Origin of the sequence: Sulfitobacter sp. M39, from assembly GCF_021735935.1 — a bacterium.
Taxonomy (GTDB): Bacteria; Pseudomonadota; Alphaproteobacteria; order Rhodobacterales; family Rhodobacteraceae; genus Sulfitobacter.
The window spans coordinates 1,776,005-1,793,665 of sequence record NZ_WMDZ01000001.1 but is presented as its reverse complement, the minus strand read 5'-3'; the positions used below and the strand labels follow the sequence as shown (position 1 = coordinate 1,793,665).

At 59.4% G+C, this 17,661-nt stretch carries 15 protein-coding genes; 9 read left to right on the top strand and 6 right to left on the bottom strand.

Annotation, left to right across the window (positions count from 1 at the left end):
- Positions 1 to 123: 123 nt before the first annotated feature.
- Complete coding sequence (tkt, locus tag GLP43_RS08695) at positions 124 to 2,139, top strand: transketolase (RefSeq protein WP_237278997.1); 2,016 nt, start codon at positions 124 to 126, stop codon at positions 2,137 to 2,139.
- Between the two features lie 145 nt (positions 2,140 to 2,284).
- On the opposite strand, the gene GLP43_RS08690 is transcribed toward tkt, so the two are convergent.
- Both GLP43_RS08690 and GLP43_RS08685 read right to left on the bottom strand, forming a co-directional pair.
- Complete coding sequence (locus GLP43_RS08690; RefSeq protein WP_237278996.1) at positions 2,285 to 3,319, bottom strand: transketolase; 1,035 nt, start codon at positions 3,317 to 3,319, stop codon at positions 2,285 to 2,287.
- 292 nt (positions 3,320 to 3,611) lie between these two features.
- Entirely contained in the window at positions 3,612 to 4,607 is a 996-nt protein-coding gene (locus GLP43_RS08685; RefSeq protein WP_237278995.1) for a DUF808 domain-containing protein, read from the bottom strand.
- A 192-nt stretch (positions 4,608 to 4,799) separates the two neighbouring features.
- Between GLP43_RS08685 and gap (GLP43_RS08680) the strand changes: the two genes are divergently transcribed.
- The 3 genes from gap (GLP43_RS08680) (at position 4,800) to gap (GLP43_RS08670) (ending at position 7,124) form a co-directional block, all read left to right on the top strand.
- Positions 4,800 to 5,801 carry a type I glyceraldehyde-3-phosphate dehydrogenase gene (gap, locus tag GLP43_RS08680; RefSeq protein ID WP_237278994.1) on the top strand — a complete coding sequence of 334 codons (1,002 nt, stop codon included), beginning with the start codon at positions 4,800 to 4,802 and terminating at the stop codon, positions 5,799 to 5,801.
- 64 nt (positions 5,802 to 5,865) lie between these two features.
- On the top strand, positions 5,866 to 6,009 hold the full coding sequence (locus GLP43_RS08675) for a hypothetical protein (protein WP_005852981.1): 144 nt from the start codon (positions 5,866 to 5,868) through the stop codon (positions 6,007 to 6,009).
- Between the two features lie 113 nt (positions 6,010 to 6,122).
- Complete coding sequence (gene gap / locus GLP43_RS08670; RefSeq protein WP_237278993.1) at positions 6,123 to 7,124, top strand: type I glyceraldehyde-3-phosphate dehydrogenase; 1,002 nt, start codon at positions 6,123 to 6,125, stop codon at positions 7,122 to 7,124.
- Positions 7,125 to 7,127: 3 nt separating this feature from the next.
- Here the strand turns inward: gap (GLP43_RS08670) and coaD are convergent, their stop codons facing one another.
- The 3 genes from coaD to GLP43_RS08655 all read right to left on the bottom strand — a co-directional run bounded on the left by coaD (position 7,128) and on the right by GLP43_RS08655 (position 9,097).
- Positions 7,128 to 7,622 (bottom strand): pantetheine-phosphate adenylyltransferase, encoded by a 495-nt coding sequence (coaD, locus tag GLP43_RS08665; RefSeq protein WP_009826777.1) that lies wholly within the window; start codon positions 7,620 to 7,622, stop codon positions 7,128 to 7,130.
- A gap of 83 nt (positions 7,623 to 7,705) precedes the next feature.
- A complete protein-coding gene (locus tag GLP43_RS08660) occupies positions 7,706 to 8,140 on the bottom strand; it encodes a CBS domain-containing protein (RefSeq protein WP_009826776.1) in 435 nt (144 codons plus the stop codon).
- 60 nt (positions 8,141 to 8,200) lie between these two features.
- Positions 8,201 to 9,097: a LysR family transcriptional regulator gene (locus tag GLP43_RS08655; RefSeq protein WP_005852976.1), complete on the bottom strand. Its 897-nt coding sequence runs from the start codon at positions 9,095 to 9,097 to the stop codon at positions 8,201 to 8,203.
- 228 nt (positions 9,098 to 9,325) lie between these two features.
- On the opposite strand from GLP43_RS08655, the gene GLP43_RS08650 reads away from it, so the two are divergent.
- From GLP43_RS08650 to GLP43_RS08630, 5 genes are all read left to right on the top strand, one after another.
- On the top strand, positions 9,326 to 10,825 hold the full coding sequence (locus tag GLP43_RS08650) for a CoA-acylating methylmalonate-semialdehyde dehydrogenase (RefSeq protein WP_237278992.1): 1,500 nt from the start codon (positions 9,326 to 9,328) through the stop codon (positions 10,823 to 10,825).
- A 117-nt stretch (positions 10,826 to 10,942) separates the two neighbouring features.
- Positions 10,943 to 12,085, top strand: a complete 1,143-nt coding sequence (locus tag GLP43_RS08645; protein ID WP_237278991.1) for an acyl-CoA dehydrogenase family protein — start codon at positions 10,943 to 10,945, stop codon at positions 12,083 to 12,085.
- On the top strand, positions 12,082 to 13,125 hold the full coding sequence (locus GLP43_RS08640; protein WP_237278990.1) for an enoyl-CoA hydratase/isomerase family protein: 1,044 nt from the start codon (positions 12,082 to 12,084) through the stop codon (positions 13,123 to 13,125). The genes GLP43_RS08645 and GLP43_RS08640 overlap by 4 nt, the downstream gene beginning before the upstream one ends.
- A 2-nt stretch (positions 13,126 to 13,127) precedes the next feature.
- Entirely contained in the window at positions 13,128 to 14,003 is an 876-nt protein-coding gene (mmsB, locus tag GLP43_RS08635; protein ID WP_237279945.1) for a 3-hydroxyisobutyrate dehydrogenase, read from the top strand.
- Between the two features lie 98 nt (positions 14,004 to 14,101).
- Entirely contained in the window at positions 14,102 to 14,542 is a 441-nt protein-coding gene (locus GLP43_RS08630; RefSeq protein ID WP_237278989.1) for a hypothetical protein, read from the top strand.
- Between the two features lie 88 nt (positions 14,543 to 14,630).
- Here GLP43_RS08630 and uvrA read toward each other — a convergent pair whose 3' ends face one another.
- Positions 14,631 to 17,513, bottom strand: a complete 2,883-nt coding sequence (uvrA, locus tag GLP43_RS08625) for an excinuclease ABC subunit UvrA (protein ID WP_037944026.1) — start codon at positions 17,511 to 17,513, stop codon at positions 14,631 to 14,633.
- Positions 17,514 to 17,661 lie beyond the last annotated feature (148 nt).

Here is a 17,661-nt window from a genome sequence, read left to right as displayed (position 1 = left end):
AACAATGCCTTGGCCCGGCGGAAAAGCTCTGCTGCGCGGGGTGTCCTCTGGCCCTTGATCTTTGCGGGGTGGCTGGTATTGATCCGCGCAATCCCTTTTCCCCCTTATAAGGAAGCTTGCACCGTGGATCTGAACGCCCTCGCCAAAGCCCATCCCGCCCATTGGTCCAAAGCGACCGCCATTCGCGCCCTGACGCTGGACGCTGTCGCCGCCGCCAATTCCGGCCACTCGGGCATGCCGATGGGCATGGCGGATGTCGCCACTGTCTTGTTCGAAAAGCACCTGAAGTTCGACGCGTCCAACCCACTGTGGCCTGACCGGGACCGTTTTATCCTTTCGGCGGGCCACGGGTCCATGCTGATCTATTCGCTGCTGCACCTGACCGGCTACGAGCAATTCCCGCTCGAAGAGATCAAGAACTTCCGCCAGATGGGCGCACGCACCGCGGGCCACCCTGAAAACTTCCTGGCCGATGCGATTGAAACCACCACCGGCCCGCTGGGTCAGGGGATCGCAAATTCCGTCGGTTTTGCCATGGCCGAAGAAATCCAGCGCGCGCAATACGGCAAGAAGATCGTCGACCACTTTACCTATGTGATCGCAGGTGACGGCTGCCTGATGGAAGGCATCAGCCACGAGGCGATTGCCCTTGCCGGTCGCCACAAGCTGAGCAAGCTGATCGTGATGTGGGACAACAACGACATCACCATCGACGGCCCCGTCTCGCTGTCCGACAAAGTGGATCAGGTCGCGCGGTTCAAGGCGGCTGACTGGCACGTCATCGAGATCGACGGCCACAACCCCGACGAGATCGACGCCGCCCTGACCGAGGCGCGCAAATCCGACCTGCCCACGATGATCGCTTGCAAAACGCATATCGCGCTTGGTCACGCCGCGCAGGATACCTCGAAAGGTCACGGCGCGCTCACCGATGCGGACCAGATGGCCGCCGCCAAAGCCGCCTATGGCTGGACAACCGGTCCGTTCGAAGTCCCCGCCGACGTGAAATCCGCCTGGGAAGAGATTGGCAAACGCGGCGCAGACGACCGCCGCGCCTGGGAAGAGCGTTTCGACGCCATGTCGCGCACAAAGCGTGAAGAGTTCAACCGCGCGCTGGCCGGTGACGCCCCCAAGAAGCTGAGCGCGACGATCAAGGCCTTCAAAAAGCAGACCTCGGAAAACGCACCAAAACTGGCCACCCGCGCCAGCAGCGAAAAGACGCTCGAGGTTTTGAACCCGCTCTATACCGAAACCGTGGGCGGCTCGGCTGACCTGACCGGTTCGAACAACACAAAGACCGCTGATCTGGGCGTGTTTGACGTGGAAAACCGTGGTGGGCGCTATGTGTACTGGGGGATCCGTGAACACGGCATGGCCGCCGCGATGAACGGCATGGCGCTGCACGGCGGCATCCGTCCCTACGGCGGCACATTCATGTGTTTCACCGACTACGCCCGCCCCGCCATGCGCCTCGCCGCGCTGATGCAGGTGCCAAGCGTGTTTGTCATGACCCACGACAGCATCGGTCTGGGCGAAGACGGCCCGACGCACCAACCGGTCGAGCATCTGGCCATCAGCCGCGCGACACCCAACACCTATGTGTTCCGCCCCGCTGACACGGTTGAAACCGCAGAGGCCTGGGAAATCGCGCTGAGCAGCAAAAAGACACCCTCCGTGCTGTCGCTGACCCGTCAGGGCCTGCCCACCGTGCGGCTTGAGCACAAGAACAAGAACCTCACCGAACAGGGGGCCTATGTTCTGGCAGACGCCGAAGGCAAACGTCAGGTGATCCTGATCGCCACCGGCTCTGAAGTTGAGATCGCGCTGAAAGCCCGTGACCTGCTGCAAGCCGAAGGCATCGGCACTCGCGTCGTGTCCATGCCCTGTATGGAGCTCTTCGCCGACCAAGACGAAGCCTACCGCCGCCGCGTCCTGCCTGCCGGCCCCGTCCGCGTCGGCGTCGAAGCCGCCGTACGCCAAGGCTGGGACCGCTGGCTCACCGGTGAGCGTGGCAAGTGGAACAAGGCCGATTTCGTCGGCATGGACCGCTTCGGTGCCTCCGCCCCCGCGGAAGAGCTGTTCGAAAAGTTCGACATCACCCCGCAGAACGTCGCCGACAAGGCCAGAGCGCTGCTGTGATCTGAACGGATACAGTCACAACCAAAAAGGGGGAGCATTTTGCTCCCCCTTTCTATTTTTGTACCACAATGTTGCGGGCCGTCTGACGCTGGCAAAAGCTGCGAGAGGCGTGGCGCATGCCCCTCGGTCTAACTTCAGCGTGGCCTCAAAAAATGGCGCGCGCGATCCGGATAAGTTGCAATGTTTCGAATGCGCTGTCCTGCAACGTCACCAGTTCACCATTCACAACAGCATAGTTATTGCCGGTCTCAAGCTGTGGCAATTTGTAGGTTTGGCGCAATTCGTTCTGCGTCAACGCCGCTGTAGGTGCTATGCGCACGCCGTCTGGTAGGTTTTCAACCCGCGCCAATTCATTGATCCGCAGTAGCGATGTGTAATCTTCTTGGGTGAGCAACACAGGCTGGCCATCGATCAACGCGTAGCGCTTGCCTGCCGGTGCGGGGCGAAGATCGTAAAGCGATGCAATCTGTTCCGAGCTGAGCAACAGGGTATCGTCGTCAAGGACGACGTCACGATTTGCATCTTCTTCGACAACCACGTTCCGATCCGGCACTCTTTCTTCACCAATGACAATGTCCCGGTCGAGGAATTCCGTACGCTGATCAAGGTAGATGGCGTCAAGCTGCTTATCGTCATATGACACCCATTCCTCATAGGTCACGCCTTTTTTGGCAAGTCCAGGGGGTACGCAAGGTGGGTCCATTTTTGCAAGGCCCGGTGGGCAGTTGCGATAGGTCAGCAGTTTTTCTTCGGGAACATCAGCAAATGCGATTTGAGAGCCCAAGAGCGCGAGTGGCACGGCACCAAGTAGCACGCTCATGTCACGACCTTCAGGTGCGCGCACTTCGAGAACCTCGTTTGAAATACGCGAACGATCCTCCTTCGACCGTTTGACTTTCACTTTTACCTTTTCGTGCTTTTCAAGCTTCTTGGCCTGCTTCTCGTGTTTCTTTTTGTGTTTCTTCTCTTTCTTCGCGTGCTTGTCCTTCTTATGCTTTTCCTTCTTCGCCTTCTTGGGGCCTTTTTCCTTGTCGTTTTTGATCTTCACGATCTGGGAGTCCCGCGCCATAGGCACGGTCAGGGAAGACATTGTCGCACTGGGCAACGCGACCCCTGCGTTTAGAACGGGGGCTACGGCGCAAGCCAGAATGGTCGCACATGCGAGGGGGGTGAATTTCACGAAAAGACCTCCATATCAGAGTGGCGGATCAAGCATCCAGCACCTAGTTTCAAAAATGGACATGTCGGGGTGAACGTTTTGGCGTCCCATGCCTTACCGCTTAACCGACAAGGCGCGGCAAATGTTCCACTGCACTACAGCCTCAAGGGCTTTTCCATCCGCAGTCCGCATTCGAACCTAGGGATTGTCTTCATAGGCAAGGTTCGTAGGTGCGCCAACGATTAACCCCGGCAAGCCATAAAAAAAGGGGACGCAACCTGCGCCCCCTTCCTCTCCGTCATATCCGCCCCGATTACGCGTGTGCGCCGGCGTCCTTGCCGTTGAAGACCGCGCGCCAGAGGGGGGTGATGATCTTTTCGCCTACGGGGATCAGCACCAGCCCCAGGGCGAGACCAAAGACACCGTCCATCGCGGCTTTAGCGATCCATTCGGCGGCACCTTCATACGCGACCGGCACCATATGGCCGAAGGCGACGGCGTAGTCGTGGATCAGATGGCCAAGCGCGCCGAAGCCAAGCTCTTCCATACCGTGCACGATGATCGATCCGCCGACCCAGAGCATGGCCGCCGTCCCGATGATGGTCAGCGCCTTGAGGAACCACGGCATGCCGCGCACGATCCCGCGTCCCAGACCACGGGTCAGGCCGAGATTGCCGTTCTTGGCCATATAAAGCCCCACGTCATCCATCTTTACGATCAGCGCGACGGAGCCATAGACCGCGACCGTGATGATCACGGCGGCGGCGGCCAAAGCGCCTGCTTCCATCCAGAAGTTCGTCACCTCAAGGTTCGACAGCACGATGGTCATGATCTCGGCCGAGAGGATAAAGTCGGTCTTGATCGCGCCTTTGGCCTTTTGCTCTTCCAGCTTGGCGGGGTCCTTGATCACCTTTTCATCGGCACCGGGGGGATGATCCTCGTGACCTTTGCCCCCCACCCCAAGCGCGTGGGCAATCTTTTCAGCGCCTTCAAAACACAGGTAGGCCCCACCCAACATCAACAATGGCGCGATCAACCAAGGCGCGAAATTCGACAGCAGCAATCCGGCGGGCAACAAGAAAACCAGCTTGTTCTTCAACGATCCTTTCGTGATGCGCCAGATGATTGGCAGCTCGCGGTTGGCCTCGAAACCGCTGACGTATTTCGGGGTCACGGCGGCGTCGTCGATGACGGCACCCGCGGCCTTGGCACTGGCCTTGGCGGCCTGGCCGAACACATCATCCACGCTGGCCGCGGCCACTTTTGCAATCGCTGCTACATCATCCAACAGGGCTAATAGGCCGCTCATTCAGTCTCTCCATATTTGTTGGGGTAAGGGTAGCGCAGCGCAGGCAGAAGGCAAAGCCGATCTGAGGGTTATCGCTAACACGAATATTTATCGCTAACATACGGAAATTAGGGGGTTTTAGCCCTTTCCCCTGTTCACGACCACCAGATATAGAACCGGCAAAGTTCCAGATCTTTGTCAAAGGACGCCCCCATGACCATCAAAGTCGGTATCAACGGATTTGGCCGCATCGGCCGCTGCACCCTGTCTCATATCGCGGCGTCGGGCCGGGATGACATCGAGGTGGTGCGCATCAACGCGACCGGCCCGCTGGAGACTGCGGCGCATCTGATCAAATACGATTCCATCCACGGGCGCTTTCCGAACGAGGTCAAAGTCGGCAATGGCACGCTGGATCTGGGGCGCGGCGAGATGGAGGTCGTATCGACCTACCAGATGAACGAGCTGAACTGGGATGGTTGCGACGTCGTGCTGGAATGCACGGGCAAGTTCAACGACGGGCTGCTGGCAAAGGTGCATCTGGATCAGGGCGCGAAACGTGTTTTGCTGTCGGCACCGGGCAAGAACGTCGACCGCACGGTGGTCTACGGCGTGAACGACGGCGAATTGCAGACCTCGGACACGATGGTATCGAACGGGTCGTGCACCACCAACTGTCTGGCGCCGATGGCCAAGGCACTGCATGATGCGTTCGGCATCGAAAGCGGCATCATGACCACCGTGCACAGCTATACCGGCGACCAGCCGACGCTGGACCGCCGCCACGAAGACCTTTACCGCGCGCGCGCCGCTGCTATGGCGATCATCCCGACCTCTACTGGTGCGGCGAAAGCCTTGGGCGAAGTGCTGCCCGCACTGAAAGGCAAGCTGGATGGCACCGCTATGCGCGTTCCAACCCCAAACGTCAGCGCGGTTGACCTGACCTTTATGGCAAGCCGTGATGTCACCGTAGAAGAGGTGAACGAGGCCATGCGCGTTGCTGCAAACGGCCCGATGTCGCGGGTCTTTGCCTATGACGCGGAACAGAAAGTGTCGATCGATTTCAACCACACCGAACATTCGTCGATCTTCGCGCCCGACCAGACCAAGGTCGTTGGCAACCGTCTGGTGCGTGTCCTCGCGTGGTATGACAACGAATGGGCCTTCTCTGTTCGTATGGCCGATGTTGCCGTTGCTATGGGCAAACTGGGCTAAGACTTGCGACGCGCGGGTTGCCCTGTCATATCTGGGCCACCCGCAGGCAAGGACCACCGCCCCCATGGACACCCCCATCGCTGTCTCTCTCGCTGCTGTACTGCTGACCGCACTAGGGATTGATGCGCTGATCTATGGCAGCGAACATCTGATTTTCCTGACCAAGAAATTTGTCGACCTGATCGAGTGGGTGGCGTTCTGGCGCTGATCCGACGGTCGACCCCTTCCCTCTGATCGCTACCGGCGCAATATTACCCTGCATAGGTTGACTCTTTGTCATAAATGTCGATGTTAGCGCTATCAAATTCAGGAGGACGCCCCATGGCTACCAAATTGGCAATCAATGGCTTTGGCCGTATCGGTCGTAACGTTTTGCGCGCGCTGATGGAGCGTGGCGACGATGATTTGCAGGTGGTGGCGATCAACGATCTCGCCCCGCTGGAAACCAACGCACATCTGTTCGAATTCGACTCGGTCCACGGGCGCTTTGGCCGTCCGGTCACCCTGGGCGACAACACGATGGATGTGGGTCAAGGCCCGATCCGCGTGACAGCAGAACGCGACCCCGCTGCCCTGCCTTGGGGCGATGTGGACATCGTGCTGGAATGCACCGGCATCTTCACCACGCACGAGGCCGCGGCCAAGCATCTGGCGAATGGATCGAAGCGGGTTGTCATCTCTGCCCCCGGTAAAGACGCCATGAAAACAATCGTCTACGGTGTGAACCACGATCTGATCACCGCTGAAGACACGGTGCTGAGCAACGCCTCCTGCACCACCAACTGCATGGCACCGCTGGCCAAGACCCTGCATGATGCCTTCGGCATCAAGCACGGGCATATGACCACGATCCACAGCTACACGGGCGACCAACCGGTGCATGACACGGCGCACAGCGACCTGTACCGCGCGCGCGCCGCGGCGCTGTCGATGATCCCCACCACCACCGGTGCGGCCAAGACGCTGGGTAAAGTACTGCCCGAGCTTGACGGGCTGATCGGCGGCACCGCGATCCGCGTGCCCACACCGAATGTATCCTGTGTCGATCTGGTGGTCGAACTGTCGAAAGAAGCCACGGTGGAGGAGGTCAACGCCATCCTGCGCACGGCCGCCGAAGGCCCGCTGAAAGGCATCCTTGGACTGGTTGAACGTCCTCTGGTGTCGATCGACCTGAACCACGATTCACATTCCTGTGTCGTGGCCCTTGATCAGACCTCTGTCCAAAGCGGGACACAGCTGCGGGTTCTGGGCTGGTATGACAACGAATGGGGGTTCTCGAACCGTATGCTCGACACCTCGCGCGAGGTTGCGAAAACCCTCTGATCGTTATTGCGAGAAACGCTTTAACAGCTCGGCATTGACGGCGGGCGTCACGAATTTGCTGACGTCCCCGCCAAGCCGGGCGATTTCCTTGACCAAACGGCTGGCAATCGCCTGATGCTCGGCCTCTGCCATCAAGAAGACCGTCTCGACGCTGTCATCCAGCTTACGGTTCATCCCCACCATCTGATATTCATATTCGAAATCCGCCACGGCCCGCAGCCCGCGGATGATCATCTGTGCCCCCACATCATGGGCGCAATCGATCAGCAAGTTCTCGAAGGGATGCACCACAATCTCTGTCCCGGTCTCCTGGTTCAGCTTGCCGCATTCCTCTTCGATCTGGGCGACACGTTCTTCCAGCTCGAACAATGGCCCCTTGTCCCGATTGATCGCGACCCCGATCACCAGTTTATCAACAAGCGTCGCCGCCCGCCGGATGATGTCGATGTGACCCAAAGTAATAGGGTCGAAGGTGCCGGGGTAAAGGCCTACGCGCATGGGAGAGTCCAGTCATTTCAAGTCGTTATTCGAAGTGCAAGCAAGCATTTACACCGCGAAGATGCAACGCCAATTTCGGTGGGCTAGTGGCCCCTGATCATCCCCTCCAGGGCGTCTTTCTCCATCGAAAGTTCCATTAGGCGGGCCTTGACCACATCCCCCAAAGAGATGAGGCCTATCAGAACCCCATCCTGCAAAACAGGCATGTGGCGAAAGCGGCCTTGGGTCATCTTGGCAAGGATATCATCAGCGGTTTCATCTTTGGCGCAGGTGATCAGATCGCGCGTCATCAGCGCCTCTACGGTGTCGTCCAGACAGCCGCCGCCCTCGCGGCCAAGGGTGCGCACGATGTCACGCTCCGACAGGATACCATCGGGCGTTTTGCCGTCCGCTGACACAACCAGGGTCCCGATCCGCTTTTCCGACAACATCGCCGCCGCCTGCGAGATACGCGTGCCCGGTTTTACCGTCGTAACACTGTCATCCGCTTTAGTTTTCAGGATTTGGGAAACTAGCATGGTCGGCCCCTTCGCAAGAATATTACCTATAGGTCAGGTTCCCTTTAATACTGTTGCGTGTCAAGCAATTGCCTCCAGTTTCGCCACTTCGGCGCGGACACCCTGCGCCAGAGCTTCCGCAAAGCGGCTCAGACGCAGATTGCGACGGTCGTCTTCGTGGCGAATCAAATAAAAGGCGCGGCTCAGATGCACGTCACCGGTCAGGATGCGCGTCACCCCCGGCGTCGCAGGAAGCGAGAAATCATGCACGATCCCGACACCGCCCCCTTGCCGGATCATATTCACCTGAACGGACACGGAATTAGAGGCCAGAGGCACCCGCGTCATGCCAAGCTCCGCCAGATAATCAAGCTCGCGATCAAAGATCATGTCGGGGATATACCCCACCAACCGGTGCCCCTGCAGGTCTGCAACGGTCCGGATCGCGGGACGCGCCGCAAGATAGCTATCGGCGGCGGCAAGATGCAGCTGGTAGTCGGCGATTTTCTGCACAACCAGCCGCCCCGCCGTGGGCGCGCTGACCCCGATCGCCATATCCGCCTCGCGCCGCGACAGGTTGAACACCCGCGGCAGGGCGACAATCTGGATATCAAGCCCCGGATTATCCGCCACCAAACGGGCGCAGACCTGTGGCAAAAGATAATTGGCGCAGCCGTCCGGTGCCCCGATCCTGATCTGCCCTGCCAGTTGGTCTGATGGCACGACCACATCCGCCGTGGCCTGCCGCATCGCCTGCTCTGCGGCTTCGGCGCGCGCCAGCAACTGCACGCCTGCCTCGGTCAGCGCGTAGCCCGAGGGCGATTTCACAAATAATACCGCCTGCATGGTCTTTTCCAACCGTGCCATGCGTCGCCCCAAGGTCGCCGGGTCCAACCGCAACAGCTTCCCCGCGCCCGATAGGCTCTGCTCGCGCGCGACCGCCAGGAACAGCCGCAGATCGTCCCAGTTTCCCATCATCGGTCAGGCTTCCTTGTAAACTTCATTCCAGTTGAGACTTCATTGCGGTCCGCACTTCATTTTGCCCGTAAACTCCGGGGACGTCCGAAGGACGGGGGCAGCGCCCCACACTACCCTTTCAGCCCGCGCAAGGCTTTGCAATATTGCAAAACGATTTTGACGCCATGCCTCTTTTGCTTTGTTTTTTGCAAGCCTAACCTGCCGCCAAACGCACAGAAGGAGCATTCCATGCAAGAGTTGACCCATTACCTGAACGGTGCCCACGTCAAAGGCACGTCAGGCCGCTTTGCCGACGTGTACAACCCCGCAACCGGCGAAGTGCAGGCCAAGGTACCGCTGGCCAACGAGTCCGAAATGGATCAGGCCGTGAAATACGCGATGGCGGCTCAACCTGCATGGGCCGCGGTGAACCCCCAACGTCGGGCGCGGGTGATGATGAAGTTCGTGGACCTGCTGAACCGCGATATGGACAAGTTGGCCGAAGCGCTAAGCCGCGAGCACGGCAAGACCCTGCCCGACGCCGCCGGTGACGTGCAGCGCGGTCTGGAAGTGGTGGAATACTGCATCGGCGCACCAGAGCTGCTGAAAGGCGACTATACCGACAGCGCGGGCCCCGGCATCGACATGTACTCCATGCGCCAGCCCCTTGGCGTGTCCGCAGGCATCACGCCGTTCAACTTCCCCGCCATGATCCCCATGTGGATGTTCGCCCCCGCCATCGTCTGCGGCAACGCCTTCATCCTCAAACCGTCCGAGCGTGATCCATCCGTGCCCCTGATGCTGGCCGAACTGCTGGAAGAAGCGGGCCTGCCCAAAGGAATCATTCAGGTCGTCAATGGCGACAAGGAAGCGGTTGACGCGATCCTGCATCACCCTGTCATTCAGTCGGTGGGCTTTGTCGGCTCCACCCCCATCGCCGAATATATCTATGGCACGGGCTGCGCGAATGGGAAGCGCGTTCAATGCTTTGGCGGTGCCAAGAACCATATGATCATCATGCCGGACGCCGATATGGACCAGGCCGCGGACGCGCTGATCGGCGCGGGCTATGGCGCGGCGGGCGAACGCTGCATGGCGATCTCGGTCGCTGTGCCTGTGGGCGAGGAAACCGCCGACCGTCTGATCGAAAAGCTGGTGCCGCGCATCGAGAAGCTGAAAGTCGGGCCCTATACCTCGGGCAATGACGTCGATTACGGCCCCGTGGTCACCGCAGCCGCGAAGGCAAACATCGAACGGTTGGTACAGACCGGCGTCGATCAGGGGGCCACGCTGGTTGTCGATGGGCGCGACTTTAAGCTGCAAGGCTACGAGGAAGGCTTCTTTGTCGGCCCGCACCTCTTCGACAACGTCACCCCCGATATGGACATCTACAAGCACGAGATCTTCGGGCCGGTTCTGTCTACCGTCCGCGCCAAAACCTATGAAGAGGCGCTTGGCCTTGCGATGGATCACGAAATGGGCAACGGTACCGCGATCTTTACCCGTGACGGAGATGCCGCGCGTGACTTTGCGGCGCGCGTCAACGTCGGCATGATCGGGATCAACGTGCCGATTCCCGTGCCGCTCGCCTATCACACCTTTGGCGGCTGGAAGAAATCGGTCTTTGGCGACCTGAACCAGCACGGGCCGGATGCGTTCAAATTCTACACACGTACCAAAACCGTGACCTCGCGCTGGCCCTCGGGCATCAAAGAAGGCGGCGAGTTCAACTTCAAGCCGATGGAATAAGCCCCATCCTCACCCTTCGGCGGCTTCCCCGCCGGAGGGTGCTTGCGCGACGCCCACGTGCATGCTTACAATTAAACACACGTTCAATTCGACCGGTCTTGGGAGGGATCACCGTTTATGGATTTCGCACTTTCAGAAGAGCAAACCGCGATTTTCGACATGGCCTATGGCTTTGGCCAGGAACATATCGCCCCTTTCGCCCAGAAGTGGGAGAAAGACGAAACAATCCCGAAAGACCTTTGGCCCAAGATTGCAGAGCTGGGCTTTGGCGGGCTTTACGTGTCCGAGGATGCAGGAGGGTCTGGCCTGACGCGGCTTGATGCCACGCTGGTGTTCGAAGCGCTCAGCATGGCCTGCCCGTCGGTCGCGGCCTTTCTGTCGATCCATAACATGTGCGCCAAGATGCTGGACAGCTTTGCCAGTGACGACCTCAAGTCGCGGATCATGCCCGACATCCTGAGCATGAACACCGTGCTCAGCTATTGTTTGACGGAACCCGGATCGGGCTCTGACGCGGCGGCGCTCAAGACGAAATGCACCCGCACGAACAAAGGCTATACTTTGAACGGTACCAAAGCGTTCATCTCGGGCGGCGGCTATTCCGACGCCTATGTCGCAATGGTGCGCACCTCGGACGATGGGGCGGCGGGTGTGTCCACCGTCTATGTGGAAGACGGGACCACGGGGCTGTCCTTTGGCGGCCTAGAGGATAAAATGGGCTGGCGCAGCCAACCCACGTCCCAGGTGCAGTTTGACGATTGCAACATTCCTGCTGGAAATCTGGTGGGTGAAGAGGGGAAAGGTTTCAAATATGCGATGATGGGGCTGGATGGCGGCCGTTTGAACATCGCCGCCTGCTCCTTGGGTGCTGCACAGACCGCGCTGAACGCCACGCTCACCTATATGGGCGAGCGTAAAGCATTCGGCAAACCCATCGACCAGTTTCAGGGGCTTCAATTCCGCCTCGCCGAGATGGAGATTGAACTGCAAGCCGCCCGCATCTTCCTGCGACAAGCCGCGTGGAAGCTGGACACGGGCGCGCCGGATGCCACCAAGTTCTGCGCCATGGCCAAGAAGTTCGTGACAGAGGCAGGCAGCAAGGTCGTCGATCAATGTCTGCAACTGCACGGCGGCTATGGCTATCTGGCGGATTACGGCATCGAAAAGCTGGTGCGTGACCTGCGCGTCCACCAGATCCTTGAAGGCACCAACGAAATCATGCGCGTCATCGTGGCGCGGGATATGCTGAAGAACCGATGACCGATATCTCCATCCGTATTTCAGGGCGCGCGGGTCGGATCACCCTCACCCGCCCCCAAGCGCTAAACGCCATGACCTACGACATGTGTCTGGCCATCGAAGACGCCTTTGACGCTTGGCTGCATGACCCGGACGTCGATCTGATCATCCTTGACGCCGAAGGGGATCGCGCCTTTTGCTCGGGCGGAGACATCGCCGAACTTTACGCCACGGGCACCAAGGGAAACTATGCCTACGGGCGCAAGTTCTGGGCGGATGAATACCGGCTAAACGCCAAGATATTCGCCTATACCAAGCCCGTCGTCTCCTTCTTGCAGGGGTTCACCATGGGCGGCGGCGTGGGGATCGGCTGTCACGGCTCGCACCGCGTGGTGGGAGAAAGCAGCCAGATCGCGATGCCGGAGTGTGGCATCGGTCTGGTGCCCGATGTGGGCGGCAGCCTGATGCTGGCGCTGGCCCCCGGACGGGTGGGCGAATATCTGGGCACAACCGCGTCACGGATGAAGGGTGAAGATGCGATTTACGCGGGCTTCGCAGACACTTACATCGCGGAGCTAAACTGGCCCGACGTGATAGCCGCGCTTGAGAATTCAGGCGATGTGGCCATTCTGGAAACCGCAAGCACCACGCCGCCCGCCTCTGCGATTGAAGCGCAGACGGCCGAGATCGACAGCTTCTTTGGCGGCGAAACGCTGGCGGATATCCTCAACGCCCTGCGCGCATCCGACAGCGAATTCGCTGCAGACACGCTCAAGAAGATGCAGCGCAGCAGCCCGTTGGCGATGGCCTGCACGGTCGAGATCATCCACCGTCTGCGCGGCCCCTCGCTGAGCATCGAGAAGGCGTTGGATATGGAATACCGTTTTACCTTCCGCGCGATGGAGCATGGCGACTTCCTTGAAGGCATCCGCGCGGCGATCATCGACAAGGACCGCAGCCCCAACTGGCAATATGCCGATATGAACGTCCCCCTTGCCGCGACAGCCAAGATGCTGCGTCCGCTGGCCGTGGACGCCCTGACACTGGAGAGAACCACATGAGCATGAAAATCGGATTTATCGGGTTGGGCAACATGGGCGCACCTATGGCGACCAACCTCGCCAAAGCAGGCCACGACGTGGCGGGCTTTGACGTGGCAGGCACCACGGCAGAGGGCGTGCGCGTTGCAGACAACCTTGAAGCCGCCGTGGCGGGCATGGACGCGGTGATCACGATGCTGCCCAACGGGTCCATCCTGCGGCAAGTGGCGGCGCAGGCGATCCCCCATATGGCGCAGGGCACGCTGTTTATCGACTGTTCGACCGTCGATGTGGAAAGCGCGAAGAACACCGCGCAAGCTGCTGAAGATGCAGGCATAATGGCCGTTGACGCCCCCGTGTCTGGCGGTATCGGCGGGGCATCTGGCGGCACGCTGACCTTTATGGCCGGCGGGTCGACGCAAGCTTTTGCCAAGGCCAAGCCGCTGTTCGACATCATGGGGCAAAAGGCCGTGCATTGCGGCGATGCCGGTGCGGGGCAAGCGGCAAAGATTTGCAACAACATGATCCTCGGTGTCACCATGATCGCCACATGCGAGGCCTTTGCACTGGCCGATAAACTGGGGCTGGACCGGCAGAAGATGTTTGACGTGGTCAGCACCTCGTCCGGCTACAGCTGGTCGATGAACGCCTATTGCCCTGCCCCCGGTGTTGGCCCCACCTCGCCCGCAGACAATAGCTACACACCGGGCTTCGCGGCGGAGTTGATGCTCAAGGATCTTGGGCTGTCGCAGCAGGCAGCAGAGATGGCAGATGCAGACACCCCGATGGGAGAGCTTGCCCGCGCGCTCTATGCGCAATTTGTCGAGAACGAAGACGGCAACGGCAAAGATTTCTCTGCCATGCTGCCCCGTTTCGAAACCCGCGGCCGCAACGGCTGATACGCAAAAGCAAGCGGGTTCCCGCCGTCTCGTCCCAGCGACGGAAACCCGCGCGCCGTTCGTTTGTTACTGTATCGACACTGTAACGGAGAACGAGCATGAAAATCCTTACCCTCGCCGCAAGCGCCTTCGCCGTGCTGGCCTTCAGCCCGGCCGTTCAGGCGGCCTCTGCCTCCTATGGCGCGTCGGGGCATTACGATGTCGCGGCACCACAGGTGACCTTGGCCAAGCATGATAAGCACGATGACAAAAAGCATCAAAAGCAGCACAAGAAAGCTGTTAAAGAATACAAAAAAGCGATCAAGAAACACGAGAAGCAGCACAGCGACAACGGGCGTCATCTGGCCAAAGGGCATGACAAGCACCACCACGCCAAGGGCGACAAGCTGACGCGCTACGTCGTGATCGAACAGCCCCACCGGCATGGGCTGACCCGCTACAACCGCTACGTTCAGGACGACGGCTATGTCTATGCCGTGGACCCGCAAACAAACGACGTGCTGGCGCTGATCGGTCTGGCATCGCGCCTGCTGAACTAAACTGCGCTGCGAAACCCTAAGATTTCATGAAAAATGCCCCACCTGAATAGGACGGGGCATTTTTGTGTCTACCGCAGTGGCGGCAACGCTATTCGGCAGCAACCTTACGCGGAGCGAGCATCGGCTTGAGGTAGTGGCCGGTATAGCTCCCCTCGACCTCGGCGACCTGTTCAGGCGTGCCGGTCGCGACCACCTGCCCGCCGCCATCGCCGCCTTCTGGGCCAATGTCGATGATATGGTCCGCGGTTTTGATGACGTCGAGGTTGTGTTCAATGACGACCACAGTATTGCCCTGATCCACCAGCTCGTGCAGCACCTCTAGCAGTTTGCGCACGTCTTCAAAGTGCAGACCCGTGGTCGGTTCATCCAGGATATACAACGTCCGCCCCGTAGAGCGTTTGCTGAGCTCTTTCGACAATTTGACGCGCTGCGCCTCCCCGCCCGACAGCGTCGTCGCCTGCTGACCCACCTTGATGTAGCCCAAGCCCACACGCATTAGTGCATCCATTTTTTCGCGGATGCTGGGGACCGCCTGGAAGAAGCTCTGCGCGTCCTCGACAGTCATATCCAGCACGTCAGCGATGGACTTGCCCTTGAACTTCACCTCAAGCGTTTCGCGGTTATAGCGCTGGCCTTTGCAGGTTTCACATTCGACATAGACATCCGGCAGGAAGTGCATCTCGATCTTGATCACACCGTCGCCCTGACAGGCCTCGCAGCGTCCGCCCTTGACGTTAAAGCTGAAACGCCCGGGCTTGTACCCGCGCGCCTTGGCTTCGGGCAGACCGGCGAACCAGTCGCGGATCGGGGTGAAGGCACCGGTATAGGTCGCCGGGTTGGACCGCGGCGTGCGCCCGATGGCGCGCTGGTCAATGTCGATCACCTTGTCCAGATGCTCCAACCCCTTAATCGTCTCGCACGGCGCGGGCGTCTGGCGCGCCCCGTTCAGGTTCATCGATGCGGTCTTGAACAAGGTCTCGATCGTCAGGGTCGATTTGCCACCGCCTGACACACCCGTCACGCAGACGAATTTGCCCAATGGATAGTCGACCGTGACATTCTGAAGGTTGTTCCCCGTTGCCTTGACCACGCGAATTTTCTTTTTGTTGCCCTTGCGCCGTTTGGCGGGCACCGCGATCTCGCGTTTGCCGGTAAGGTATTGCCCTGTCAGCGAATTCGGATCATTTGCGACCTCTTGCGATGTCCCGTGGCTGACCACCTGCCCGCCGTGCACACCGGCCCCCGGCCCGATATCGAAAACATAATCCGCCTCGCGGATCGCCTCTTCATCATGTTCAACGACAATGACCGTATTGCCCTGATCCCGCAGGTTTTTCAGCGTCTGGAGCAAGCGGTCATTATCGCGCTGGTGCAGCCCGATCGAGGGTTCGTCAAGCACGTAAAGCACCCCCGTCAGCCCCGACCCGATCTGCGACGCAAGCCGAATACGTTGGCTTTCCCCCCCGCTAAGCGTCCCGCTAGAGCGTGCCAGCGTCAGATATTCCAACCCGACATTGTTCAGGAATCCCAGCCGTTCGCGAATTTCCTTGAGGATCGCGCGCGCGATTTCGTTCTTCTGAACGGTCAGATAATCGGGCACTTTGGTGCACCAGTCAAAGGCTTCCCGAATAGACATTTCAACGACTTGTCCGGCATGCAGCAACGTATCGCTATCGCCATCCGACGGGCCGATCTTGACCGCAAGCGCTTCGGGACGCAGGCGGTAGCCGTTGCAGGTGCCACAGGGGCGGTTGTTCTGGTAGCGTTCGAATTCTTCGCGGATCCAGTTGCTATCTGTCTCGCGGTAGCGGCGCTCCATATTGGGGATCACCCCTTCGAAAACGCGGCTGACCTCGTACACTCGGCCGCCTTCGTCATAGCGGAACTTGATCTCTTCCTTGCCGGAGCCGTGCAGGAACACCTGCTGCACCTTCTCGGGCAGGTCTTTCCATCGCGTATTTTCGCTAAATTGATAGTGTTTTGCGATGGCTTCGATAGTTTGCTTGAAATACGGGGACTTACCCTTGCGCCACGGTGCCAGCGCACCGTCATAGACCTTGAGGTTCTGGTCGGGCACCACAAGGCGTTCATCAAAAAATAATTCTTTGCCCAGACCATCACAGGACGGACAGGCACCGAAAGGAGCGTTGAATGAAAACAGACGCGGCTCGATCTCGGGGATTGTGAAGCCGCTGACAGGACAGGCGAATTTTTCGCTGAAGGTATGACGCTCGGGCTCGCCCTCAGTCGGGGCGGTTTCCAGCACGGCGATCCCATCGGCCAGATCAAGCGCTGTCCGCAGGGAATCCGCCAAGCGCGTCTCTAGCCCTTCGCGGACCACGATGCGGTCGACAACCACGTCGATGTCATGGCGGAACTTTTTGTCCAGCGTGGGCGGCTCGTCCAACTCGTAAAAGTCGCCATTCACTTTTACCCGCTGAAAGCCCTGTTTGCGCAGTTCAAGGAACTCTTTGCGGTACTCGCCCTTCCGGTCACGAATGATCGGGGCCAGCAAATAAGCGCGCGTCCCTTCAGGCATGGTCATCACACGGTCGACCATATCCTGCACCTGCTGCGCCTCGATCGGCTTGCCGGTCGCAGGGGAGTATGGCGTGCCGACGCGCGCAAAAAGCAGGCGCATATAGTCATAGATCTCGGTGACCGTCCCCACGGTAGAGCGGGGATTTTTCGACGTGGTCTTCTGTTCGATTGAAATCGCTGGCGACAGGCCACTGATGTGATCCACATCGGGTTTCTGCATCATATCGAGGAATTGCCGCGCATAGGCGCTGAGCGATTCCACATAGCGCCGCTGCCCTTCGGCATAGATCGTATCGAACGCGAGGCTCGATTTACCCGATCCGGAAAGCCCGGTAATCACAACCAGCTTGTCGCGCGGAATATCCACGTCGATGTTCTTTAGATTGTGCTCGCGCGCGCCGCGCACTTCGATGTTCTTTAGCTCAGCCATATCGGACCCCCGTTAACGCTTAGTACATAGGTGCGTGCTACGGATTCTCCAACGGAAAAATTAGAACACAAGGGGAACGACATTATCGCGACGCATTTTGGGCTACCATTACGACGGCAAACGCCCGGCAACATTGAATATGTCACCG